This window comes from Streptomyces sp. NBC_00102, assembly GCF_026343115.1.
In the GTDB taxonomy this organism is placed as follows: Bacteria; Actinomycetota; Actinomycetes; order Streptomycetales; family Streptomycetaceae; genus Streptomyces.
The window spans coordinates 490,819-517,085 of record NZ_JAPEMC010000002.1 but is presented as its reverse complement, the minus strand read 5'-3'; the positions used below and the strand labels follow the sequence as shown (position 1 = coordinate 517,085).

General features: G+C 69.8%; 15 protein-coding genes and 1 pseudogene. 12 read left to right on the top strand and 4 right to left on the bottom strand.

Annotated elements, in window-relative coordinates:
* Nucleotides 1-315 precede the first annotated feature (315 nt).
* The 10 genes from OHA55_RS29745 (at nt 316) to OHA55_RS29700 (ending at nt 18,148) form a co-directional block, all read left to right on the top strand.
* The gene (locus OHA55_RS29745) at nt 316-1,596 is read left to right on the top strand and encodes a family 16 glycosylhydrolase (RefSeq protein WP_266712124.1); all 1,281 of its coding nucleotides are present in this window, start codon (nt 316-318) and stop codon (nt 1,594-1,596) included.
* 38 nt (nt 1,597-1,634) lie between these two features.
* The gene (locus tag OHA55_RS29740; RefSeq protein ID WP_266712492.1) at nt 1,635-2,990 is read left to right on the top strand and encodes a ricin-type beta-trefoil lectin domain protein; all 1,356 of its coding nucleotides are present in this window, start codon (nt 1,635-1,637) and stop codon (nt 2,988-2,990) included.
* A gap of 184 nt (nt 2,991-3,174) precedes the next feature.
* Complete coding sequence (gene manD / locus OHA55_RS29735) at nt 3,175-4,389, top strand: D-mannonate dehydratase ManD (protein WP_266712122.1); 1,215 nt, start codon at nt 3,175-3,177, stop codon at nt 4,387-4,389.
* A 406-nt stretch (nt 4,390-4,795) separates the two neighbouring features.
* Entirely contained in the window at nt 4,796-9,082 is a 4,287-nt protein-coding gene (locus tag OHA55_RS29730; RefSeq protein ID WP_266712120.1) for a discoidin domain-containing protein, read from the top strand.
* A 110-nt stretch (nt 9,083-9,192) separates the two neighbouring features.
* Entirely contained in the window at nt 9,193-10,200 is a 1,008-nt protein-coding gene (locus tag OHA55_RS29725) for a LacI family DNA-binding transcriptional regulator (RefSeq protein WP_266712118.1), read from the top strand.
* Nucleotides 10,201-10,466: 266 nt separating this feature from the next.
* Complete coding sequence (locus OHA55_RS29720) at nt 10,467-11,891, top strand: extracellular solute-binding protein (protein ID WP_266712117.1); 1,425 nt, start codon at nt 10,467-10,469, stop codon at nt 11,889-11,891.
* A 91-nt stretch (nt 11,892-11,982) separates the two neighbouring features.
* Nucleotides 11,983-12,942, top strand: a complete 960-nt coding sequence (locus OHA55_RS29715; protein WP_266712116.1) for a carbohydrate ABC transporter permease — start codon at nt 11,983-11,985, stop codon at nt 12,940-12,942.
* Between the two features lie 19 nt (nt 12,943-12,961).
* The gene (locus OHA55_RS29710) at nt 12,962-13,837 is read left to right on the top strand and encodes a carbohydrate ABC transporter permease (RefSeq protein WP_266712115.1); all 876 of its coding nucleotides are present in this window, start codon (nt 12,962-12,964) and stop codon (nt 13,835-13,837) included.
* Between the two features lie 234 nt (nt 13,838-14,071).
* Nucleotides 14,072-15,676, top strand: a complete 1,605-nt coding sequence (locus OHA55_RS29705) for a glycoside hydrolase family 13 protein (protein WP_266712114.1) — start codon at nt 14,072-14,074, stop codon at nt 15,674-15,676.
* A gap of 51 nt (nt 15,677-15,727) precedes the next feature.
* A complete protein-coding gene (locus tag OHA55_RS29700; RefSeq protein ID WP_266712113.1) occupies nt 15,728-18,148 on the top strand; it encodes a discoidin domain-containing protein in 2,421 nt (806 codons plus the stop codon).
* 84 nt (nt 18,149-18,232) lie between these two features.
* On the opposite strand, the gene OHA55_RS29695 is transcribed toward OHA55_RS29700, so the two are convergent.
* The 3 genes and pseudogenes from OHA55_RS29695 to OHA55_RS29685 form a co-directional block, all read right to left on the bottom strand.
* Nucleotides 18,233-18,805: a YbhB/YbcL family Raf kinase inhibitor-like protein gene (locus OHA55_RS29695; protein WP_266712112.1), complete on the bottom strand. Its 573-nt coding sequence runs from the start codon at nt 18,803-18,805 to the stop codon at nt 18,233-18,235.
* Nucleotides 18,802-19,361: pseudogene (locus OHA55_RS29690) on the bottom strand (cysteine hydrolase family protein). The gene OHA55_RS29695 and the pseudogene OHA55_RS29690 overlap by 4 nt, the downstream one beginning before the upstream one ends.
* Nucleotides 19,362-19,561: 200 nt before the next feature.
* Complete coding sequence (locus OHA55_RS29685) at nt 19,562-20,002, bottom strand: MarR family winged helix-turn-helix transcriptional regulator (protein WP_266712111.1); 441 nt, start codon at nt 20,000-20,002, stop codon at nt 19,562-19,564.
* Nucleotides 20,003-20,305: 303 nt separating this feature from the next.
* Between OHA55_RS29685 and OHA55_RS29680 the strand changes: the two genes are divergently transcribed.
* On the top strand, nt 20,306-23,101 hold the full coding sequence (locus tag OHA55_RS29680) for a glycosyl hydrolase (protein ID WP_266712110.1): 2,796 nt from the start codon (nt 20,306-20,308) through the stop codon (nt 23,099-23,101).
* A gap of 188 nt (nt 23,102-23,289) precedes the next feature.
* On the opposite strand, the gene OHA55_RS29675 is transcribed toward OHA55_RS29680, so the two are convergent.
* Nucleotides 23,290-24,330 carry a LacI family DNA-binding transcriptional regulator gene (locus OHA55_RS29675; protein ID WP_266712109.1) on the bottom strand — a complete coding sequence of 347 codons (1,041 nt, stop codon included), beginning with the start codon at nt 24,328-24,330 and terminating at the stop codon, nt 23,290-23,292.
* 240 nt (nt 24,331-24,570) lie between these two features.
* On the opposite strand from OHA55_RS29675, the gene OHA55_RS29670 reads away from it, so the two are divergent.
* Nucleotides 24,571-26,238, top strand: coding sequence for a beta-1,3-glucanase family protein (locus OHA55_RS29670; RefSeq protein WP_266712108.1), 1,668 nt, complete (start codon nt 24,571-24,573; stop codon nt 26,236-26,238).
* Nucleotides 26,239-26,267 lie beyond the last annotated feature (29 nt).

The window sequence follows — 26,267 nt, the reverse complement described above, 5'->3', positions numbered from 1 at the left end:
CCGGCCCGTCCGTCACGTCGCGCAAGGTCCGCCACACTGTTCATGCGCCCCCCGGAAGACCTCACCCCTTCACAACGTGAACGGGCCACCCGGAAATCCATCGTTGGAAGCCGACAGAAGGTCTGTACCAGCACCTTGACGCCCCCTCTTCCCCTCACTTAAATCAAGTAGTGAATTAACAATCGGCATTGACCCCTCCGAGTGCCGGTCCACACCGCAATCCGCCATGCCCTGATCCGTCACGCCGCGACCCGTCGCGTCGCAATCTGTCATGGACATGACGAACTGCCCCCCACGCGAAGTGATGTGATGATCGTGCGAACACCCGTGAGGCGCCGACTGGCGCTGTACGTCGCGTCCCTGCTGGCCTGTTCCGGCGTACTCCTGGCCACTCCGGCCGGAGCCGCACCCGCGACCGCCCAGGGCGCCGCCACCGCAGCCGCGGCCACCACGACCTTCTCCGACGACTTCAACGGTGCGGCCGGGTCCGCGCCCGACGCGAGCAAGTGGCAGACGGAGACCGGCGACAACGTCAACAACCACGAGCGGCAGTACTACACGGCGGGGGCGAAGAACGCCCAGCTGGACGGCCAGGGCAATCTGGTCATCACCGCCCGCAAGGAGAATCCCGCCAACTACCAGTGCTGGTACGGCACCTGCCAGTACACCTCGGCGCGGCTGAACACCTCGGGCAAGTTCACGTCGACGTACGGGCACGTGGAGACCCGGATGAAGATCCCGCGCGGCCAGGGCATGTGGCCGGCGTTCTGGATGCTCGGCGCGGACCTGGGCAGCGTCGGCTGGCCCAACAGCGGCGAGATCGACATCATGGAGAACGTCGGCTTCGAGCCGGGCGCGGTCCACGGGACCATCCACGGCCCCGGGTACTCCGGATCGGCGGGCATCGGCGCGGGCTACTCCCTGCCCGGCGGTCAGGCCTTCGCCGACGCTTTCCACACCTTCGCGGTCGACTGGGCCCCCAACTCGATCACCTGGTCGGTCGACGGAAACGTCTACCAGACGCGCACCCCCGCCGATCTGGGCGGCAACAGCTGGGTGTTCAACAAGCCCTTCTTCATCATCCTGAACCTCGCGGTCGGCGGCTACTGGCCCGGCGACCCCGACGGCTCCACCCCGTTCCCCGGCCAGCTCGTCGTCGACTACGTGCACGTCACCACCAGTGACGGCGGCACGACTCCGCCCCCGGCCGGCGGCGGTTCGATCACGGGCATCGGCGGCAAGTGCGTCGACGTGGCGAGCGCCTCGACCGCGAACGGCACCGCCGTGCAGCTGTACGACTGCAACGGCAGCGCCGCCCAGAAGTGGACGGTCAACTCCGACGGCACCATCCGCGCCCTCGGCAAGTGCCTCGACGCCAAGGACGCCGGCACCGCCGACGGCACGCTCCTCCAGCTCTGGGACTGCAACGGAACGGCCGCGCAGAAATGGGCCACCCCTGCGGCCAAGGACATCGTCGGCATCCAGTCGAACAAGTGCATGGACGCCACGGGCAACTCCTCGGCGAACGGCACCCGGCTCCAGCTCTGGACCTGCTCCGGCACCGCCAACCAGAAGTGGACGGTGAACGCCGCGTGAACACCCCCACCGCATCGCACCGCCGCCGGGTCCGCTCCCTGGCCCTGCCCGCCGCACTCCTCCTCGCGGCGGGGGCCTCACTGGTCTCTCTGCCCGCCACCGCGCAGGCGGCGGTGACCGCGACCGGCACCATCACCGGCATCGGCGGCAAGTGCGTCGACGTCGCCGGCGCCTCCTCGGCGAACGGCACCGCCGTCCAGCTCTACGACTGCAACGGCAGCGCCGCACAACAGTGGAGCGTCAACAGCGACGGCACCCTCCGGGCCCTCGGCAAGTGCCTCGACGTCAAGGACAACGGCACCGCCGACGGCGCCCAGCTCCAGATCTGGGACTGCGCCGGAAGCGCCAACCAGAAGTGGTCGGTCTCCGCCGCCCGGGACATCGTGAACCCGCAGGCGAACAAGTGCGTGGACGCCACCGGCAACTCCTCGGCGAACAGCACCCGGCTCCAGCTCTGGACCTGCTCCGGCACCGCCAACCAGAAGTGGACGGCCCCCTCGGGAGGCGGTAATCCCGCCCCGGCCGGGACCATGGCCGTGGCCCCGTACCTCTACAACGGGTGGGGCAGCCCGCCGAGTCCGACGACCGTGATGAACGCGACCGGGGTCAAGTGGTTCACCCTGGCGTTCGTCCTGAGCAACGGCTACTGCAACCCGCAGTGGGACGGCTCGCGCGCCCTGGCGGGCGGCGTCGACCAGCAGACCATCAACACCGTGCGCGCGGCGGGCGGTGACGTCATCCCGTCGTTCGGCGGCTGGAGCGGCAACAAGCTGGAGAGCTCCTGCTCCAGCGCGGGTGAGCTGGCCGCCGCGTACCAGAAGGTCATCAACGCGTACGGCCTCAAGGCGATCGACATCGACATCGAGGCCGACGCCTACAGCAACGGCACCGTGCAGCAGCGCACGGTGGACGCGCTCAAGACGGTCAAGGCCAACAACCCGGGCATCAAGGTGTACGTCACCTTCGGCACCGGCCAGAGCGGTCCGGACAGTTCGCTGATCAACCGGGCCGCATCCTCGGGACTGACCGTCGACAGCTGGACGATCATGCCCTTCGACTTCGGCGGTGCGGGCCAGAACATGGGCACGCTCACCCTCCAGGCCGCCGAGGGCCTGAAGAACGCGGTGAAGAGCGCCTACGGATACACCGACGACCAGACGTACCGGTCGATCGGCATCTCCTCCATGAACGGCCTCACCGACGACAACGAGACCGTGACGGTGGCCGACTTCCGCACCATCCTCGCCTACGCCCAACAGCACCATCTGGCGCGGCTGACCTTCTGGTCGGTCAACCGCGACCGGCCCTGCACCGGCGGCGGCGCGGACACCTGCTCGGACGTCAGCCAGCAGGCATGGGACTACACCCGCGTGTTCGCGCAGTACACGGGGTGAACCGCGGCGCGGTGGCCGGGCCCGTCGGACCGGGCCACCGCGCACGGGTGCGTACGGAACCGCGGAAGGGAGGCCCGGGCACGGCGCCTGCGACGGGGCTGATGGAATACCGGCAGGGCAGGCCGTCACCGACGGCTCCGCCCGGTATCGCACAGCCCTGCCCAGCACCGGAGAGAGCACGCGCATGAAGATCGTCGACGCGAAGTTGATCGTCACCAGTCCCGGACGCAACTTCGTCACGCTGAAGCTGACGACCGACGAAGGGCTCACCGGACTCGGCGACGCCACGCTCAACGGCAGGGAACTCGCGGTCGTCGGCTACCTCCAGGACCATGTGCTGCCGCTGCTCGTCGGGCTCGACCCGCACCGTATCGAGGACACCTGGCAGTACCTGTACCGCGGCGCCTACTGGCGGCGCGGGCCGGTCACCATGGCCGCGATAGCCGCCGTGGACGTGGCGCTCTGGGACATCAAGGCCAAGGCCGCCGGTCTCCCGCTCTACCAGCTCCTCGGCGGCGCGAGCCGTGACCGGGTCCGCACCTACGGCCACGCCAACGGCGCCGGCATCCCGGAGCTGCTCGACTCCGTCCGGGCCCGCCTCGCCGAGGGGTACAGGGCGGTCCGCATCCAGACCGGAGTGCCGGGCCTGAAGGCGGTCTACGGGGTGCACACCACGGACGACAACGGCACCGCCGTGCTCCACCAGCAGACCAGGCCGCTGGTGGAGGACTGGGACACCGATGCCTATCTGCGGCACGTCCCGGCGGTCTTCGAGGCGGTACGCGCGGAGTTCGGCGCCGAGCTGCCGCTGCTCCACGACGCCCACCACCGGCTCACCCCGATCCAGGCGGCCCGGCTCGGCAAGGACCTGGAGCCGTACCGCCCGTTCTGGCTGGAGGACTGCACGCCCGCGGAGAACCAGGACGCGTTCCGCCTGATCCGCCATCACACGACCACCCCGCTCGCGGTGGGCGAGGTCTTCAACACCGTCCACGACTACCAGGCGCTGATCACCGAGCGGCTGATCGACTACGCGCGTTCGGCGGTCACCCACTTCGGCGGGGTCACCCCGTTGCGCAAGCTCTTCGACTTCGCCGCGCAGTACCAGGTCAAGGCCGCGACGCACGGGCCCGAGGACATCTCCCCGGTTGGCCTGGCTGCGGCCGTCCACCTGGACCTCGCCGTGCACAACTTCGGCATCCAGGAGTACTCGGGGCACTCGGCGCTCACCGGGGAGGTGTTCCGGCACGCCTACACGTTCACCGACGGGCACCTGCACCCGGGCGAGGCTCCCGGCATCGGCGTGGAGCTCGACGAGGAGCTGGCCGCCGCCCACCCGTACGAGCCCGCCTATCTGCCGGTCAACCGCCTCCAGGACGGCACCGTCCACGACTGGTGACCCCGGGGGCCGGGGCCCTCCCGCTCGCGCTTCAGCCCCCGCCTCCGCCCTTCCGCCGATGCCCCGGACCGCCGCGTTCCCACGCGCCGAGGTCCGGGGCATCGGCGTGTCCACGGCCGGACCGCCTTGCGCAAAAACGCAACTGGCTTCCATCGCTTGCGGCGAACTTGCATTTACCGACAGCGCTCACGAAACCCCCTGATGGCAGCGGGTGTCGACTCAACCCGTCGATCCCTCCATGCAATTGGTACCTACGGGACCGGTAGACGAGCCTCCATATATCTGCAACCCTCTGACCGCTCCTCGCAAAAGATGTAGTGCATGACGCATAAATTCAATCCTCCCTGCACATCGACTGAGCCGTGCCTCGCCTCCGTCAGGGGTGAGGCCGAGGGATCGGGGATTCATGAGAGCGAAACGCTGGAGAGCGCGCGGTCTGTCCGCAGTGGTCGTCACCAGCCTGCTGACCGTCGGATGGCCCGCGATGACCGCCGTGGCGGCCTCGGGGCCGAACGCGGCCTCGGGCCTGCCGGCCAAGGCGAGCAGCGCACGGGCGAAGAACACGGCCGCCGTCATCACCGACGGCGACCAGGGCACCTACTGGCAGAGCGCGAACGGCGACCAACCCCAGTGGGTGCAGACCGACTTGGGTTCCACCGTCCGGACGGACGGGGTCGTGCTGAAGCTCCCGGCCGGCTGGGCGAGCCGGACCCAGACCCTCGCCGTCCAGGGCAGCACCGACGGCACGAGCTTCACCACGCTGAAGAGCTCCGCGACCTACGCCTTCAGTCCGGGACAGGCCAACGCGGTCACGGTGAACTACCCTGCCACCAAAGCCCGTTACGTACGGATCGCGGTCACGGACAACTCCGTCGCCGACGCCGCCCAGCTCTCCGAGCTCGAGGTGAAGATCGCCGCCGCCTCCTCGGTGAACCTGGCGAGCGGGCGCACCATGTCGGAGAGCAGCCACACCGACGTGTATCCGGCGTCCAACGCCAACGACGGCAACAAGTCGACGTACTGGGAGAGCGCCAACAACGCGTTCCCGCAGTGGATCCAGGCGGACCTCGGTTCCGCCGTACGGGTCGACCGGGTGGTCCTGAAGCTGCCGGACAGCTGGGGACCCCGCAGCCAGACGCTGAAGATCCAGGGCAGCACGAACAATTCGGCCTTCACGGATCTCACCGCCTCGCAGGCGTACAGCTTCGACCAAGCGGGCGGCCAGACGGTGACGGTCTCCTTCGACGCCACCACCACTCGTTACGTACGCGCCCTGTTCACCGCGAACAGCGTGCAACCGGGCGCCCAGGTGTCCGAGTTCGAGGTGTACGGCCCGGAGACGGGTGACACCCAGGCTCCGTCCGCACCGAGCGGTCTCGCCCTCACCGAGCCCGCGAGCGGTCAGATCAAGCTGACCTGGAACGCCTCCACCGACAACACCGCCGTCACCGGCTACGACATCTACGCCAACAACGCCCTGCTGACCAGCGTCGCGGGCGGGGTGACCACGTTCACCGACAACCGGCCCGCGAACCAGACCGTCTCGTACTACGTACGGGCCAAGGATGCGGCCGGGAACCAGTCGGGCAACAGCAACACCGTCACCCGGCAGGCGAGCGGCGGGGACACCACGGCGCCGACGGCCCCCTCCGGGCTGGTGCTCACCGAGCCGGCGAGCGGCCAGATCAAGCTGGTCTGGAACGCCTCCACCGACAACACCGCCGTCACCGGCTACGACATCTACGCCAACAACACCCTGCGGGGCAGTGTCGGCGGCTCGGTGACCACGTACACCGACACGCAGCCGGCCTCGGCCACGGTCACCTACGTGGTCCGGGCGAAGGACGCGGCGGGCAACCAGTCCACCGCGAGTAACTCCGTGACCCGCAACGGTTCGGGGACCACCGGCTCCAACCTCGCGGTGTCCAAGCCGATCACCGCGTCCTCGTACGTGCACACCTACGTCGCGACGAACGCCAACGACAACAGCGTGACGACCTACTGGGAGGGCGCCGGGGGCAGTTACCCCAACACCCTGGCCGTGCAGCTGGGTTCCAACGCCGACCTGAGCAGCCTGGTGCTGAAGCTCAACCCGGACAGCGCGTGGGGGGCCCGGACGCAGACCATCGAGGTGCTCGGACGGGAGCAGAGCGCGAGCTCCTTCACCAGCCTGGTCGCCGCGAAGAGCTACTCCTTCGACCCGGCGAGCGGGAACAGCGTCACCGTGCCGGTCTCCGGCCGGGTCGCCGACGTACAGCTGAAGTTCACCGCCAACTCCGGCTCTTCGGCGGGTCAGGTGGCGGAGTTCCAGGTGATCGGGGTACCGGCGCCGAACCCGGACCTCGAAGTCACCGGTGTGACGTCCACGCCCGCCGCCCCGGTGGAGTCGGACACGATCACCCTCGGTGCCACGGTGCGCAACAGCGGCGCGGTCGCTTCGGCCGCCACCAAGGTGGACCTGCTCCTCGGCGGTTCCAAGGTCGCCACCGCGTCGGTCGGCGCGCTCGCGGCCGGGGCGTCGACCACGGTCAGCGCCTCGATCGGCACGCGTGAGGCGGGGAGTTACCCGCTGGGCGCGGTGGTGGACCCGGCGGGCGAGGTGATCGAGCAGAACGAGTCGAACAACACCTACAACCGCACCGATCCCCTCGTGGTGAAGCCGGTCTCCAGCTCCGACCTGGTCGCCTCGCTGAGCACCTCGCCCTCCAGCCCCTCGGCCGGTGACGCGGTGACCTTCGACGTGTCGATCAAGAACCAGGGCTCCATCGCCTCGGCGAGCGGGAGCCACGGGGTGACGCTCGCCGTGCTCGACTCGAACAACGCGACCGTGAAGACCCTGACGGGCGCGTTCAGCGGGACCATCGCGGCGGGAGCGACCGCCGCCTCGGTGAAGCTCGGGCCGTGGACGGCGGCCGACGGCTCGTACACCGTGAAGGTGACGCTCGCCGACGACGCCAACGAGCTGCCGGTGAAGCGGACGAACAACGTCTCCACGCAGCCCCTGTTCGTCGGCCGGGGCGCCGACATGCCGTACGACACGTACGAGGCGGAGGACGCCACGACCGGGGGCGGCGCGCAGGTGGTCGGTCCCAACCGCACGGTGGGCGACATCGCCGGTGAGGCGTCCGGCCGCAAGGCCGTGAACCTGGACGCGACCGGCGAGTACGTCGAGTTCACCACCCGGGCGGCCACCAACACGCTGGTGACCCGGTTCTCCATCCCCGACGCACCGGGCGGCGGGGGCATCGACTCCACGATCGACGTCTACGTGAACGGTGTCCTGAAGAAGGCGCTCCCGCTGACCTCCCGGTACGCCTGGCTGTACGGCGCCGAGGCGGGCCCCGGCAACTCCCCCTCGGCGGGCGGGCCCCGGCACATCTACGACGAGGCGCACCTCCTGCTCGGTGAGACCGTGCCGGCGGGAGCCAAGATCCGGCTGCAGAAGGACGCCGCGAACACCTCCACGTACGCGATCGACTTCGTCAGCCTGGAGCAGGCGACGGCCGTCGCCAACCCCGACCCGGCGGCCTACGCGGTGCCGGCCGGATTCACCCACCAGGACGTCCAGAACGCCCTGGACCGGGTGCGGATGGACACCACCGGCAAGCTGGTCGGCGTCTACCTGCCGACGGGCGACTACCAGACCGCCAGCAAGTTCCAGGTGTACGGGAAGGCCGTGAAGGTGGTCGGCGCGGGGCCCTGGTTCACCACGTTCCAGGGACCGTCCGGGCAGGAGAACACCGACATCGGGTTCCGCGCGGACTCGACGGCGAACGGATCGTCGTTCTCGGGCTTCGCCTACTTCGGCAACTACACCTCGCGGATCGACGGTCCGGGCAAGGTGTTCGACTTCGCGGGCGTCTCGGACATCGTGATCGACGACGTCTGGGTCGAGCACATGGTGTGCATGTACTGGGGCGCCAACACGGACCGGATGACCATCAAGAACTCCCGTATCCGGGACACGTTCGCCGACGGCATCAACATGACCAACGGCTCGACGGACAACCTCGTGTCCAACAACGAGTCGCGGGCGACCGGTGACGACAGCTTCGCGCTCTTCTCGGCGATCGACGCCGGCGGGGCGGACATGAAGAACAACGTCTTCGAGAACCTGACCTCGCTCCTCACCTGGCGGGCGGCGGGCATCGCCGTGTACGGCGGTTACGACAACACCTTCCGCAACCTGCGGGTCGCGGACACTCTGGTCTACGCGGGGATCACCATCTCCTCGCTGGACTTCGGGTATCCGATGAACGGCTTCGGCACCGGGCCCACCGCCCTGGAGAACATCTCCCTGGTGCGCACGGGTGGCCACTTCTGGGGGTCGCAGACCTTCCCGGCCATCTGGGTGTTCTCCGCCTCGAAGGTGTTCCAGGGGATCAGGGTGAGCCACGTGGACATCGTGGACCCGACCTACAGCGGGGTGATGTTCCAGACCAACTATGTCGGTGGACAGCCGCAGTTCCCGATCAAGGACACCATCTTCACGGACATCTCGATCTCGGGCGCCCGCAAGAGCGGGGACGCCTTCGACGCGAAGTCCGGCTTCGGTCTCTGGGCGAACGAGCTGCCCGAGTCGGGGCAGGGTCCCGCGGTCGGTGAGGTCACCTTCAACGGCCTGAGGTTCTCCAACAACGCGGTGGACACCCGGAACACCACCTCCACCTTCAAGATCAACGTCAACCCGTAGGGAGTGGATCGGCAGGATGTGCGGGCCGTCGTGGCGGGGTGGACCGACCGCCACGACGGCCCGCACGATCGACGCAAGCTGCTTGCGCAGATTGCGTTAGTCTTGCGTCCATGACGCGAAGACTTGCTCAGGTAGCGAAGAAGGTGGGTGTCAGCGAGGCCACGGTCAGCCGGGTCCTCAACGGCAAGCCCGGGGTCTCCCAGGCGACCCGGCAGTCGGTGCTCACCGCACTGGACGTGCTCGGCTACGAGCGGCCGAGCCAGCTGCGCGGCGAACGGGCCCGGCTGGTGGGCCTGGTGCTGCCCGAGCTCCAGAATCCGATCTTCCCGGCCTTCGCGGAGGTCATCGGCGGCGCTCTCGCGCAGCAGGGACTCACGCCGGTGCTGTGCACCCAGACCAAGGGCGGCGTCTCCGAGGCGGACTACGTGGACCTGCTGCTCCAGCAGCAGGTCTCCGGGGTCGTCTTCGCCGGCGGGCTCTTCGCCCAGGCGGACGCGGAGCACGAGCACTACCGGCGGCTCGCGGAGCGGAAGATCCCGGTGGTCCTCATCAACGCCCCCATAGAGAATCTCGACTTCCCCTGCATCTCGTGCGACGACGGCGTCGCCGTCGAGCAGGCGTGGCGCCATCTCGCCTCGCTGGGCCACGAACGGATCGGCCTGGTGCTGGGCCCGGCCGACCACCTCCCCTCGCGGCGCAAGCTGGCGGCGGCCCGGGCAACCGCACAGGCCAACGGGCAGGAGCTGACGGCGGAGTTCGTCGAGCGGACCATGTTCTCCCTGGAGGGCGGCCAGGCGGCTGCCTCACGGCTGCTGGACCGGGGCGCCACCGGCATCATCTGCGCGAGCGACCCGCTGGCCCTGGGTGCGGTGAGGGCGGCCCGCCGGCGCGGGATCTCCGTGCCGGACGGGGTGTCCGTGGTCGGTTACGACGACTCCGCCTTCATGAACTGCACGGAGCCGCCGCTGACCACCGTGCGCCAGCCCATCGAGGCGATGGGCCGCGCGGTGGTCGAGCTGCTCTGCGCCCAGATCCAGGGCGGCGAGGTGCACCACGGCGAGCTGCTCTTCGAGCCCGAACTGGTGGTGCGCGGATCGACGGCCCAGGCCCCGCGGTAGGACCGCCCACTCCGGCGCCGCGCGGCGCCCGTCCCCTCCCCGGGGCGGGCGCCGCGCGGCGTTTTGCGTTGCGCGCCACCCCTCGTACCGCGCTCGCAGGTCGGGCACCCCCTCACTCCGCCCACCGGCATTCATTCATCTGTCAAACAATTACGAGATCGGCGCTAGATATTGCGCCCTTCTGTTCCCGGTGGTTGAGTGTGCGGCGCCCCACAACGCATCGGCGGTGGGGCGACGTCCACGCACATGCCCGAGGGGGACCACCCATGAGTAGAGCCGCGTTCCGCCGTAGAAGCCGCGCAGGCGCGGTCGCCCTTGTCTCCGCACTGGCGCTCACCGCGCTCGCGGCTTGCGGTACGAGCAGCAGCAGCGACAACGACGGCGGCCAGAAGGACGGCGGCGGCAGCACGTCGGCCGACCCGGCCGCGCCGCTGGACCCGAAGACCAAGGTGACGATCACCATCGACTGCATGCCGCCCACGGCGAAGGCGGCCGAGCTCAAGGAGTGGAAGGAGGACGTCGCCGAGTTCAACAAGGCCTACCCGAACGTCACGATCGAGGGGCGGTCCACCGCCGGCCAGTGTCTGGAGCCGCCGCGCTTCACGGCCATGCTGAAGGCGAAGTCCCAGCCGGACGTGTTCTACACGTACTTCACCGACCTGCCGCAGGTGCTCGACAACGACGGCGCCGAGGACATCACCGCGTACGTCACCGACAAGAGCGTGCCCGCGCTGGCGGACATCGACCCGAACGTCCTCAACTCGCTCAAGCAGGACGGCAAGCTGTACGGGCTGCCCACCAGCAACTACACCATGGGCCTGCTCGTCAACCGCAAGCTCTTCCAGCAGGCCGGCCTCGACCCCGACGCCCCGCCGCGCACCTGGGCGGAGGTCCGTACCGCCGCGAAGAAGATCGCCGGTCTGGGCAAGGGCATCTCGGGCTTCGGCGAGTACAGCGCCGGCAACACCGGCGGCTGGCACTTCACCGCCCAGATGTACAGCATCGGCGGCGAGGTCGTCGACGCGAGCGGCACCAAGGCCGCGTTCAACAACGACCTGGGCAAGCAGGTCGCCGAGAACATCAAGGCCATGCGCTGGCAGGACGACAGCATGGGCAAGACCCAGCTGCTGAAGTGGGGCGACCTGCAGAAGCAGATCGCCACCGACAAGCTGGGCATGTTCCTCGCCGCGCCCGACGACATCGCGTACATGGTGCAGCAACTCGGCGCCAGTTACGAGAACTTCGGGATGGGCCCGATCCCCGGCGAGAAGAACACCCTGGCCGGCGGCAACAACTACATGATCAAGAAGGGGATTTCGGCCGACAAGATCAAGGCCGCCATCGCCTGGCTGAACTTCAAGAACCTGAGCGTCGGCAAGGGCCAGTTCAACTGGGAGCGCACCAAGGCCGACAAGCTGCCCGTCGGTGTTCCCCAGCCCAACTTCTGGCTGAACGGCTCGAAGACCACGGACGACGCCGCACGCACCCAGTTCGCCACCATGCCGGTCGCCAACTTCAAGACGTTCGTGGACAACCCGGTCCCCGGCAAGGCCGAGCCGCCGAAGGCCCAGGAGGTCTACAAGGTCCTGGACAACGTGATGTCCGGCCTCCTGACCAACAAGAACGCCGACGTCGACAAGCTTCTCTCCGACGCGGAGAAGCAGGTCAACCAGGTCCTGGCCATCCAGTAACCGGGCACGGGGGCCGGCCCCGCCGGCCCCCCGCACCCCCGTCCGCGCCCGGACCGCGTTCCGGCACCACTGCACCGAGGAGGCGGCGACGATGTCGGCCCCCACCATCCCCAAGACGGCGGCGAAGACGCCCCGCCCGTCCCGGCACCACGGCGAAGGCACGAGTCTCACCGGCGGTGCCTTCGCCCGGGCCCTTCGCCGTAACCTCACCGCGCACGGCTTCCTGATCGGCGCCGTGATCTGCTTCGGCCTCTTCTCCTGGTACCCGATGGTGCGGGAGTTCTTCCTCGCCTTCCAGAAGACCGAGGACGGACAGACCACCTGGGCGGGTCTGGACAACCTGAACACCGTCTTCAACGACCCGGCGTTCTGGCAGGCCTGGCGCAACACCCTGCTCTTCACCGTGCTCGCGCTGGTCCTGGGCTTCGCCGTCCCGTTCGTGGTCGCGGTGGTGCTCAACGAGTTCCGGCACGCGCAGGGCTATCTGCGGCTCCTCGTGTACCTCCCCGTCATGCTCCCGCCGGTCGCCTCGGTGCTGCTCTTCAAGTACCTCTACGACCCCGGGTACGGCCTGCTCAACCAACTCCTCGGCTTCTTCGGGATACCGGCCCAGCAGTGGCTCCAGGATCCCAGCACCTCGATGCTCTCGGTCGTGGTCGCGGCGACCTGGATGAACATGGGCGGCGCGACGCTCATCTACCTCGCCGCGCTCCAGGGCATCCCCGGCGAGCTCTACGAGGCCGCCGATCTGGACGGGGCAGGTCTGCTGCGCAAGGTCTGGCACGTCACCATCCCGCAGACCCGGCTCATCCTCTCGCTGCTGCTGCTCATGCAGGTCATCGCGACGATGCAGGTGTTCGTCGAGCCCTTCCTGCTCACCGGCGGCGCGGGCCCCGAGGGATCGACGACCACGGTCGTGTACCTGATCTACCAATACGCCTTCAACTTCAACAACTACGGCGCCGCGGCGGCGCTCGGCCTGGTCCTCCTCGTACTGCTCGCCGGTGTGTCGGCCGTGTACGTGAGGCTCAGCCGCGCCGAGGACGAGTAGGACCCGGGGGAAACGACAGATGTCCACACGTACGCTCATCTCGCCGGCCCAGCTGGCCAGGCCCCGGGGCAAAGCCGTCTACTGGGTGGTCTTCGGCCTCGTCATGGTCCTGTTCACGCTGGTCTTCCTCGGACCGCTCTACTGGATGGTGTCCGGGGGCCTCAAGTCCACGCAGGAGGCGGTGCAGTCGCCGCCGACGCTCTTCCCGTCGACGCTGACTCCCTCCAACTACTCGCACGCCTGGGAGGTGATGGACCTCTCCCGCCTGCTCTTCAACACCCTGTACTACGCGTTCGGGGCGCTGGCCTTCCAGCTCGTGCTGGACGTCGCGGCGGCCTACTCGCTCTCCCGGCTGCGGCCCGTCTTCGGCAAGGCGATCCTCGGGATGATGCTCGCCACCCTGATGATCCCGGCGACGGTGCTGGTCGTCCCGCAGTACCTCACGGTGCTGGACGTCCCCCTGGTGGAGCGCAATCTGCTCAACTCGCCGTGGGCGATCTGGCTCCCGTCGGTGACCAACGCCTTCAACATCTTCCTGCTGAAGCGGTTCTTCGACTCCATCCCGAAGGAGTTGCTGGACGCCGCGGCGATGGACGGGGCCTCCCCCATGCGCACCCTGCGCTCGATCGTCCTGCCCATCTCCCGGCCGATCCTCGGGGTGGTCTCCATCTTCGCCGTCGTCGGAGTCTGGAAGGACTTCCTCTGGCCGATGCTCACCCTGCCCGATCCGGCCATGCAGACCCTGAACGTCGGCATCTACTCGCTCTCCAACGGTGTACCGGAGAACGTGCTGATCGCCGCGCTCACCATCGCGTCCCTCCCGACGCTGCTCATCTTCCTGCTCTTCCAGCGGAACATCATGAGCGGCCTCACCGCGGGCGGTCTGAAGGGCTGACCCCGCACGGCTGCCCCGGTCGGTCCGGGGCAGCCGGTGCCGCCTGCCCGCACGCCTGCCTTCCTGGCCGCATGCCTGCCCGCACGGCTCGCACGTTCGTCGGTCGCCGCCCGTTCGCACGGGCCGCCCGACGCCCCTCGCACGACGCCTCTCTCCATGAAGCTTCCGCCGCCGGCCGTAACCGCACGCCCCGCTGTCCGGCCGGCGGCGGACCCTGCCCGAAAGGACCCTCACGTGGCAGCCCCTCTTCCGGTACGCACCGACGACTGGTGGCGCAGCGCCGCCATCTACCAGGTGTACCCACGCAGCTTCGCCGACGGTGACGGGGACGGTACCGGGGACCTCGCGGGCGTCCGGTCGAAGCTGCCGTACCTCGCCGAACTTGGCGTGGACGCCATCTGGTTCACCCCGTGGTACGTCTCCCCGCTCGTCGACGGCGGTTACGACGTCGCCGACTACCGCACCATCGACCCGGCCTTCGGGACGCTCGCCGAGGCGGAGAAGCTCATCGACGAGGCCCGGGAGGCCGGCATCCGGGTGATCGTGGACATCGTGCCGAACCACGTCTCGGACCAGCACGCGTGGTTCCGGGCCGCGCTGGAGGCCGGACCGGGCAGCCCCGAGCGGAAGTTGTTCCACTTCCGGCCCGGCCGGGGCGAGCACGGTGAACTGCCGCCCAACGACTGGCCCTCGCAGTTCTCCGGGCGCACCTGGACCCGGGTGCCGGACGGCGAGTGGTACCTCCACCTCTTCACGCCCGAGCAGCCCGACCTCAACTGGGCTCATCCCGAGGTCCGTCGGGAGCACGAGGAGATCCTGCGCTTCTGGTTCGAGCGCGGGGTGGCCGGTGTGCGGATCGACTCGGCGGCACTCCTCGCCAAGGACCCTGCGCTCGCCGACTTCGTGGAGGGGGTCGACCCCCATCCGTACATCGACCAGGACGAGTTGCACGACATCTACCGTTCCTGGCGGGTCATCGCCGACGAGTACCTGGGCGTCTTCGTGGGCGAGGTCTGGCTGCCGGACTCGGAGCGCTTCGCGCGCTATCTGCGCCCGGACGAGCTGCACACCGCCTTCAACTTCAACTTCCTGGCGTGCCCGTGGCGGGCGGAGCGGCTGCGGCGGACGATCGACGACACCCTGGCCGAGCACGCGCCGGTCGGCGCCCCGGCCACCTGGGTGCTGTGCAACCACGACGTGACCCGGACGGTGACCCGGTACGGCCGCGAGGACACCGGGTTCGACTTCGCGACCAAGGCCTTCGGCACGCCCACGGACCTGGCGCTCGGCGAGCGGCGGGCGCGCGCGGCGGCTCTCCTGACGCTCGCGCTGCCCGGGGCCGCATATCTGTACCAGGGCGAGGAGTTGGGGCTGCCCGAGGCGGACGTACCCCTCGACCGCATCCAGGACCCGATGCACTTCCGTTCCGGCGGGAAGGACCCGGGGCGGGACGGCTGCCGGGTGCCGCTGCCGTGGAGCGCGGACGCCCCGTACAGCGGGTTCGGCTCACGCCAGGAGCCGTGGCTGCCGCAGCCCGAGGGCTGGCCGGCGTACGCCGTGGACCGCCAGAGCGGCGATCCGGGCTCGATGCTGTCGCTCTACCGGGAGGCGCTGCGGCTGCGGCGCACCACCGACGCCTTCCGGAGCGAGCCGCTGACCTGGCTCCCCTCCGACGAGGGCGTGCTCGCCTTCCGGCGCGGGCCGGGCCTGATCTGCGTCGTCAATCTGGCGGCGGAACCGGCGGAGCTCCCCGCCCACACGGATGTCCTGCTCGCCGGCGGCCCCCTGGACGAGCGGGGCCGTCTCCCCCAGGACACGGCGGTGTGGCTGCTGGCCTGATCCAGTCGCCGCACCGCCGTCCAGCTGTCCCCCCACAGGAGGTTATGGATCATGAGCGTGACAAGAGCCGCACCCGGTGGACGGTCCCTGACCGCGCTGCTGGCCTCACTCGCCTGCACCGTGGCCCTGGGGACGGTGGCCGCCCTCACCGGGGGCGGCGCCGGTTCCGCGGCGGCGGCCGAGGCGCCCGTACTCTCGCCGTTCGCGGTGGCGGGGCGCGGGGCCCAGGTGCCGTTCACCGAGCTGGAGGCGGAGAACGCCGCGACCACCGGTTCACCGATCGGCCCCGACCGCACCTACACCACTCTTCCCTCCGAGGCCTCGGGCCGGCGCGCCGTGCGGCTCGACGCCCCGGGCGAGTACGTCGAGTTCACCCTGACCAAGCCGGCCAACGCCATGACGGTGCGCTACTCCGTGCCGGACAACGCGGCGGGGACGGGCATCACCGCGCCGGTCGCGCTCAGCCTGGACGGGACCAAGCTCAAGGACCTGGACTTCACGTCCAGGTACGGCTGGTTCTACGGCTCCTACCCGTTCACCAACACGCCCGGCAGTCAGCCGCACCACTTCTACGACGAGACCCGGACCCTCTTCGGGAAGACCCTGGCCGCCGGTTCGAAGGTCCGCATCACCCTTCCGTCCACCTCGGCCACCCCGTGGGCCGTGGTGGACCTGGCCGACTTCGAGCAGGTCGCGGCCCCGGTGACCCGGCCGTCCGGGTCGCTCTCGGTCACCGACTACGGCGCCGACGCGAGCGGCGCGGCGGACTCCACCTCCGCCTTCCAGCAGGCGGTCGACGCCGGGAAGGCGCAGGGCAAGGAGGTGTGGATCCCGCAGGGCACCTTCAAGCTGACCGACCACGTGGTCGTCGACCAGGTCACGCTGCGCGGCGCCGGTCCCTGGTACAGCGTGCTGGGCGGCCGTCACCCCACCGACCGGAGCCGGGCGGCGGGGATCTACGGCAAGTACGTCTCCGGCGGGGGTTACGGCGGCGGGGTCCGCCCGTACGAGGCCGGCGGGCCGAGCCGGAACGTCACACTCAAGGACTTCGCGATCATCGGCGAGATCACCGAGCGGGTGGACGAGGACCAGGTCAACGCGATCGGCGGCGCGATGAGCGATTCCGTCGTGGACGACGTGTGGCTGCAGCACACCAAGGTCGGCGCGTGGATGGACGGGCCGATGGACAACTTCCACATCCGCAACAGCCGCATCCTGGACCAGACCGCGGACGGAGTGAACTTCCACTGGGGCGTCACCCACTCGTCCGTGGAGAACACCTTCCTGCGCAACCTGGGTGACGACGGCCTGGCGATGTGGTCGGACACCAAGGCCGACACCGACAACGCCTTCACCGGGAACACGGTGGTGGCCCCGATCCTCGCCAACCACGTGGCGATCTACGGCGGCAAGAACATCTCCGTCACCGACAACGTTCTCGCCGAGAGCCTCACCAACGGCGGCGCCCTGCACGTGGGCAACCGCTTCCCCGGGGTCTCACCCGGTCAGGGGACCGATGTCCAGGGCACCTTCACCCTCGCGCGCAACACCACCATCCGGGCGGGGAACACGGACTACGGCTGGCCCTTCCCGATCGGCGCGGTCTGGTTCGACGCCCGCAACAGCCCGATCGACAAGGCGACGATCAACGTCACCGACACCGACATCCTGGACAGTTCCTACGCCGCCATCCACTTCGTCTCCGGCACGACGAAGAACGTCAACTTCACCAACGTGAACATCGACGGAACCGGAACGTTCGCGCTCCAGTTCAACGATCCGGCGCAGCTGTCGCTGACCAATGTGCGCGCCACCAACATCGGGTTCACCGACGCCGTCTACAGCTGCCTCGGCTCCTCGCTGGCGCTGACCCAGGGCACCGGCAACTCCGGCTGGAACACCAAGCTCCCGGCGACCTACTGCGGTCCCTGGCCGGCCGCCAACTACGACCACGGCTCCACGACCCCGACGCCCACACCCACCCCGACGCCCACACCCACACCCACACCCACCCCGACTCCTACACCCACACCCACCGGTCCGACCCCCGACCCCGGACGGAACCTCGCCCTGGGCAGGCCCGTCACCGCGACCGGGTACGCGGACGTCTACGCCCCGGCGAAGGCCGTCGACGGTGACGCCAACTCGTACTGGGAGAGCGTCAACCGGTCCTTCCCGCAGTCGCTGACCGTGGATCTGGGGTCGGCGACCACCGTGGGCCGGGTCGTCCTCAAGCTGCCGTCGTCCTGGGAGGCGCGTACCCAGACGCTGACGGTGCTCGGCAGCGCAGACGGCTCCGCCTTCACCACGCTGACCGCGTCGAAGGACTACCGCTTCGACCCGGCCTCCGGCAACACGGTGACCGCGACCCTGCCGGCCGGCTCCGCACCCCGGTACCTGCGGGTCACCGGTACCGCGAACACGGCCTGGCCCGCCGTCCAGGCCTCCGAAGTGGAGGCGTACCGCTCCTGACGCTCGCGCGTCGCGACAGCCCCGCCGCCCGCCCGTGGTCCTGGACCGCGGGCGGGTCTGCGTCGTCGCGGGCCGCTTCCGAGGTCAGCGCTCGTAGACCCCGGTGAGCCGGGCGCGGCCGAGGACCGGCGCGGTGAAGCCCGCCAGCAGGGCGCGGGGCCGCGCCCGATCCACCGGCGTGGCGCCCGGGACGTCGCCGACGGGCGCGGCAAGGGCGTAGAGCTGGAAGACGTAACGGTGCGGTCCGTGGCCCTTGATGGGCCCGGGGCCGTGGTAGCCGCGTCCGACGGTGGACCGCAGCGGGCGCACTCCGGAGCCGGGCCGTTTCGCGGCCAGGGCGCCGCGCGGGAGGTGTCCGGTCGCCGGGTCGATCAGCGCGACGCAGTGCACCGCCGGCTTGGCCATGGGCACGTCGACGTCCTCCACGACCAGGAGGAGCTGCGCGGTACCGGGCGGGAGCGCGGTCCACTCCAGGTGCGGGGAGAGGTCCTCGCCGCCCACGTGCTTCGCGCAGTGGGTCCGGGCGAGGGGGCCTTCGGGGCCGAACTCCTCGCTGGCGAGGGTGAACAGCCCGGGGCCCTGCAGGTTCGGCAGGTTCCACGACAGATGGGTCTCGCCCGCTCGGCGGTTGCGCAGGAGCCGGCCCAGCAGCGTCATCGGGTGGCCTCGATCATGGCGAGGACCTCGGCGGTGGTGGCGGTCTCGCCGAGCTTGGGGAACACACGCTCCACGCTGTGGCGGTGGTCGCCTTCCACCCGGTCGGCCATGGCATCGGTGGCGAGGACGACGTGGTAGCCGTGATCGGAGGCCGAGCGCGCGGTCGATTCGACGCCCGCGCTCGTCGAGATCCCGGTGAGGACGATCTGGGTGACGCCCAGATCCCGCAGGAGGGTGTCGAGCCCGGTGTCGTGGAACGCGCTGCGCCGCCGCTTGGTGATCAGATGGTCGGCCGGACGTCGAGTTCGTCGATCAGGTCGGCCCAGCCGGGGGACGACGGTACGGCGGCGCCCGGCCGTGCGCCCTCGGTACGCCCAGGGGCCCGCCCGGTGACGTTGACCAGAACCACGGGCAGGCCGTGCCGGCGGAAGGCTGTGACGAGGCGGGTCGTGGGCTCGACGACGGCCGCGATCGTGGGCTCGGCGCCGTCGAGGAAGCCCTTCTGCAGGTCGATCACGACGAGCGCGGGGGTGGGATCGATGGTGGTCAGTGTCACGGTGGTCGTCTCTCCTGGGCGTGTCGGCCGGGGTGCGCGGGGCCGGTCCGTCGGGTCCCGCGCGTGGTTGGGCCAGGTGTGCGAAGCCGGTTCGGCCGGTGTGCGCCGGGCCGTTCGCCCGGTGTGCGCCGGGCCGTTCGCCCGGTGTGCGCCGGGCCGTTCGGCCGGTGTGCGCCGGGCCGTTCGGCCGAGGTCGGGCGTCAGATGTTCCGGGCCAGCCGCTCCAGCAGCGGTGCCGCCGCCGCGAGCCGGTCCAGCTCGTCCTGGGTGAACGCACCCCCGGTCAGCGCCCGGGCGATGAGTTCGGTCCGGGCGTTTCGCTTGTCCTTCAACGCCTGCCGTCCCGCGTCGGTCATCGTCAGCACCGCCCGCCTGCCGTCCTCGGGATCCGGCTGGCGTTCGACCAGGCCGCGGGCGCGCAGCCCGGAGAGCGTCGCCCCCATCGCCTGCGCGGTGATCTGTGCTTCCCGGGCCAGCGCGGAGGAGGTGGTGGGTTCCGAGCGGTCCAGGAGCGACAGGGCGGTCCGTTCGGGCATCGCGAGTCCGCCCTCGACGGGTGCATGGCGGACCCGCCGTACCAGCACACCGATACTCGCCAGAAGGGCCGCGGCGACTCCGTCCGGAGCCAGATCGTCGTTCATACAGTAAGGCTACTTTATCAATCTGCCTTACTACATCCTCGCTCTCCCTTCGCCGGAAGCCGCCACCGGACGGGCCCGAGTCGGCGATCCACGGATTGAGAGCGCTCTCAACACTTCATCCCAAGCCGCCCCACACCCCCTCCATCCGTCAGAAGTCGAACTCAGGGATCCGCTTACGCTCCCCCAACTACCCTGCGTGTCACTTCTATTGACACAAAGGTTTCATAAGTTTTACGTTCCTTGACACCTGAGAGCGCTCTCGAAAGCGCTTCGTCCCCCCTCCTGACTTCGAGGTGCTTCCCCATGCAAGCCTCCCTCGTAAGACCCGCGGCCGCGACGGTCCTGGCCGTCGCCCTGGCCGTGGTGGGCCTGGGCCCGGCCGCGACCCCGGCGGCCGCGGCCACGATCACCGCGGGCGCCGGCAGCTACACCGACACCCGCCCGGCCGGTACCTCCGGACCGACCAACAACACCGGCGCGCCGGTCACCCCCAAGCTGACCGAGGCCGCCAAGAACAAGCCGGTGCCCACCAACGACTGGTGGACCTCGCTCGCCTACCAGCGCTACGGCGACAACCCGTACTCCACCCCGATGTACGGCCACCCGCTCACCTACCAGGCCACGTCCGGCGGGCTGGAAGTCGGTTACCCGACCACCCCCTCGATCGTCGGGGACGGCCGCCAGTACGAGTACGCCCACAAGGCCGACCTGACCCTCGGTCTCAGCGGGCTCAACTCGCCCGACGCGAAGGCCGACGACTGGTCCGACTGGACGGTCACCCCCTACTGGTCGGACGGCACCCGCACGCTGCGCACGACCATCGGGCACGGCCTGCCGTTCGTGTACGCCAAGGGCTCGGGCGGTGACGCGCGGATCACCACGGCGAGCACCCCCACCGTCTTCACGGACAACGGAAACGTCCTCGGCATCACCGTCGCCGGGCACAACTACGCACTGTTCTCGCCGACCGGCACCGACTGGACGGTCTCCGGAACCGCCATCACCGCCCCGCTCGGCGGCAAGGACTACTTCTCGCTCGCCGTACTGCCGTCCACCGACGCGCTCGCGACGTTCCGGAAGTACGCGTTCAGCTTCGTCACCGGCTCCAAGGTGACCTGGCAGTCCACCGGCGGTACGGTCCGCGCGACGTACAGCCTCACCACCGAGGCCAAAGAGGGCACCGAACTGGGCACCCTCCAGGCGCTCTACCGCCACCAGTGGCTGCACACCTCCGACGCGCTCACGGGCTACACCTACGTGTCCCCGCGCGGCACCATGAAGGTGCGGGAGGCCGCCTCCTTCACCACCAGCCAGAAGAGCTCCGGCGTGGTGCCGGCCCTTCCGGCGGCCAGTGGCGTGGACACCGCCCGACTCACCGGATATCTCAACGAGGTGGCGAACGCCTCCGACCCGTTTTCCGGGGCCACCGACACCTACTGGACCGGCAAGGCCCTCGGCCGCCTGGCCCAACTGGTTCCCGTGGCCGACCAGATCGGCCAGACCGGCATCCGGGACAAGCTGCTGGATCTGATGAAGGGCCGCCTCCAGGAGTGGTTCACGGCCGGCGGAGCGAGTGAGTTCAGCTACGACAAGGACTGGAAGACCCTCACCGGGTACCCCGCCTCGTACGGCAGCGACACCGAGCTGAACGACCATCACTTCCATTACAGCTACTACGTGTACGCGGCGGCAATAGTCGCCCAGTACGACCAGGCCTGGGCGGCCGACTCGGCCTGGGGCACCATGGTCAAGAACCTGATCCGTGACACCGCCAACCCGAGCCGTACGGACAGCGCATTCCCGTTCCTGCGCGGCTTCGACGTGTACGCGGGCCACAGCTGGGCCTCCGGGCACCAGGGTTTCGCCGCCGGCAACAACCAGGAGTCCTCCTCCGAGTCGACCAACCTGAGCGCCGCGCTCGTCCTGTGGGGATCGGCGACCGGTGACACCTCGCTCCGCGACCTCGGCAGTTACCTGCTGACCACCGAGTCGGAGGCGATCGAGCAGTACTGGTTCGACACCGACCAGCAGGTCTTCCCGAGCTCCTTCGGCCACGACACGGTCGGCATGGTCTGGGGCAGCGGCGCCGCGTACTCCACCTGGTGGACCGCGAACCCCGAGGAGATCCACGGCATCAACACCCTCCCGATCACCGGCGGTTCGCTCTACCTGGGACGCGACCAGGCGACCGTCAAGCGGAACCTCGCCGAGATGGAACGGGAGAACGGCGGCCCGGCCGTCGAATGGCGCGACCTGCTCTGGGAGTTCGAGGCGCTGGCCGACCCGGCGTCCGCGAAGTCCAAATGGGACGCGGGGAACGCGGGTTACACCCCGGAGGCGGGTGAGTCCAAGGCGCACACGTACCAGTGGATCACCACGCTCGACAGCCTCGGTGCCCCCGACATGAGCATCAGCGGGGACATCCCGACCTCCGCGGTCTTCACCAAGAACGGCGTCAACACCTACGTCGCCCACAACTACGGCACCACCGCCCGCACCGTCACCTTCACCAACGGCGCGACCCTCTCCGTACCGGCCCGCTCGACGGCCACCGGCACGGGCACCGGCGGCGGCACCACCGACCCGGACCCGGGCACCGACCCCGGTACGGGCACGTCGACCGGGAACACCTTCCGGCTGACGTCCGGCGGCACTCTCACCACCGCCACGGACGGCGCTGCCGGAACCGACACCATCGCCTCGGCGGACGGCCTCAACCGGGACGGCACTCCGTACAAGCCGACGACGTACCAGATCAAGAACGTCAACGGCACCTTCTCCTCCGGCGCCGCCACGACGTTCCGCCTCCGGGTCGACGCGGGCACGGCCGTCGGTCTCGCTCCCCAGGTCAGGGTCAGCTACGACCTCACCGGCGACGGCACCTTCGACCGCACCGAGACCTACCGCTACTTCGCGACCGACCCGGTCGCCGGGTGGGAGGAGTACACCCAGGCCGTGGGCGCGCAGGCGACCACCGGCACCCTGGGCAACCTCACGGGCGGAACCGTCCGCCTGGAGATCTGGAACGCCCTGGGGAGCGCCGCCTCCCAGGTGCAGACCGGCACGGACGCGGCGGTCCTGAAGATCCCGTACGTCTGATCGCGCGCCTCCGGTGCGACGGCGGGAGCCCCCGAGGGCGCGGCATCACGCGCCCTCGGGGGCTCCCGCGTGCGTTCGGGGGCTCCCGTGTGCGTTCGGTGCGCGCGGGCGGGCGACGTGGGCGGGATCGCGCGGACTCGGGCGGGTGCGGTTCGTCCGGCGCCCTTGGGTCAGCCGGCGCCCTCGGGTCAGGACGAGGCACGCCGTACCAGCGTGGTGGGGGTGATCACCGAGTCCGGAGCCTCGGTCCCCTTGCGGTCCCGGTCCAGGCCGCGCAGCAGCAGCCTGGCCATGAGCCGCCCCTGGCCCTCGACGTCCTGCCGGACGGTGGTCAGCGGCGGTACGGTCGCCTCGGCCACGGACGCCATGTCGTCGAACCCGACCACGGCCACCCGGCCGGGCACCGTGATGCCGCGTTCGCCCAGGACCCGCAGGGCGCCCGAGGCCATCAGGTCGTTGGCGGCGAACACCGCGTCCAGGTCGGGCCGCCGCTCCAGCAGCTCCTCCATGGCCCGCGCCCCGGACTCCACGGTGAACGCGCCCTCCGCCACGAGCGTCGGGTCCACGTCGATCTGGATGTCCCGGTAGCCGTCGAACCGGTCCAGGGCCGAGGTCTGGTCGGGCGGTCCGCCGATGTACGCGATCCGCTGCCGCCCCAGGTCCCGCAGGTGCTGCACGGCCGCCCGCGCCCCGCCCCGGTTGTCCGCGTCCACGTACGACGCGGTGCGCTCCCCGGGCGGTGTGGTCCAGCTCGGCCGCCCGCCGTACACGGTGGGCAGCCCGGCCCGCCGGGTGATCGCCGGCAGGGGGTCGTCCGTGTGCAGGGAGAATGCGAGGGCTCCGTCGACATGGCCGCCGGAGAGGTACCGCTCGATCCGGCCGAAGTCTCCCGGCCCCTCCACGATCAGCAGCACCAGCTGGGTGTCGTGCTGGGCGAGTTCCTTGCTGATGCCCCGGAGCTGCCGGGAGAAGAACGGGTCGGAGAAGATGCGTATCTCCGGCTCGGCGATCACCACGGCCACCGCCCCGGTCCGCCGGGTGACGAGAGTACGGGCCGCGTGGTTCGGGATGTACTGGAGCTCCTCGACCGCCTGGCGCACCCGGTCCACCAGAGGCTTGCGCACACCGTCGCCCCCGTTGACGACCCGGGACGCGGTGGCCCGGGAGACACCCGCGCGCGCCGCGACGGCTTCCAGGGTGGGCCGGGAACCTGGGGACTGCTCGGGCAAGGCGGGTGCTCCTCAACGCTGGGCGGCGTCCCGGGAGGGGGACGCCGGATCACTCACAGCCTAGCGCCGGGACCGTGCCCGAGCAGCGACGACTGCGGTCCGGATTGAGAGCGCTCCCAATTCCGTTCGGCACATCCCTTGACCCTCATTGGTCCAGCCCAATAACGTCGCGTTCGCCTCAGGGCAACACCCCCACCCCGTCGAAGTGCTGACGGATCATCACCCCCCTTGGGAGGGTCAGTGGTTTCTCGGCGTTCCTTCCTCACCGCGGCCGGCGCGACCGCTGCGGCGGCTACCGTCCTTTCCCCGCTGTCGCCGTTTGCCTCCAAGGCATCGGCGGCCAGCGCCCCGCTCCCGATCTCGCTCCAGAACAACTCCGGAAACAACACCGTCTACGCGTACATCTCCGGTACGGACAGCAGCGGTTGGCCGGTGTTCGTCTCCGCGAACGGCGCCCTGAACCGGCTGCCGAACCCCTCCTCGGCGGTGACCCCGATCGCCGACTACGCCATCCCGCTGGGCGCCTCCGGCTCGGCGGCGACCAAGGTGAACCTGGCCGGCTTCATCATCGGCGGCCGGGTCTGGTTCTCGGTCGGCCAGAAGCTCAAGTTCTTCGTGAACCCGGGCACGGTGCCGGGCGTGGTCCAGCCCGCCCTGACCAGCTCCGACCCCAACTGGGCGACGAACTGGACGTTCTGCGAGTTCACCTTCAACAGCGCCAACCTGTACGCCAACATCTCCTACGTCGACATGGTCGGCCTGCCGGTCTCCATGTCCAGCACCGGCAGCTCCGGCACCCAGACGGTCAGCCCGCTCCCCAACGGCGCGCTCGCCTCCATCGCCTCCGGCCTCCAGTCCCAGCACGCCACCGACGGCGCGCCCTGGGACAAACTGGTCGTCAACGACTCCTCCGGCGGGGTACTGCGCGTCCTCGCGCCCTCGCACTCCCCGGTGGACTTCGGCAACTACTGGGACGACTACCTGAACCGGGTGTGGAGCCACTACACCACCACTCCCCTGACCCTGAACGGCCAGGGCAGCATCGGCTCGTACACCGGCACCGTCTCCGGCGGCGCCTTCGTCTTCGCCGGCCTGAACACCAACGGCGTCCCGTTCACCAAGCCCAGCGCAGTCGACATCTTCGGCTGCGCTTCCGGCCCGCTCTACAACTCCGGCGGCGACGCCCGCGGCGCCATCGCGGCCCGGCTGTCCGCCGCGCTCAACCGCAGCAGCCTGCTGGTCTCCGGCGGCAACAACAACCCCGACGGCGTGTCCGCGTCCCAGTACTACACGGACCCCATCACCAATCACTACGCCCGGCTCGTCCACAAGTACGCGAGCATCGGCTACGCCTTCCCGTACGACGACGTCGGCCCCACCAACTCCGCGCCCGTCGACGGCCACATCCAGGACGGCAACCCCACGTCGTGGACCATCTCGCTGGGCGCGGGCACCGGTTCGGGCACCACACCCCCGGGCGGCGGCACGGGCACGGGCACGAGCGCCTACAACACCATCCAGGCCGAGTCCTACTCGGCCCAGAGCGGCACCACCACGGAGGCATGCTCCGACACCGGCGGCGGTCAGGACGTCGGGTACATCGCCAACGGCGACTGGCTCAAGTACTCGTCCCTGGACTTCGGTTCGGCTTCGCCGTTCCAGTTCAAGGCCCGGCTCGCGTCGGGCGCCGCAGCGGGTGTGAGCGGCGCGATCAAGGTGCGTCTGGACAGCACCACCGGCCCCCAGATCGCGGAGATCAACTTCTCCAGCAGCGGCGGCTGGCAGACCTGGCAGACCGTCCCCGCCAACATCATCGCCTCCGCGACCGGTGTCCACGACGTCTACCTGGTCTTCTCCGGCAGCAGCTCCGACTTCCTCAACCTCAACTGGTTCACCTTCACCAAGTGACCCGGGCCCACTGCCCCGGGCCCACCGCC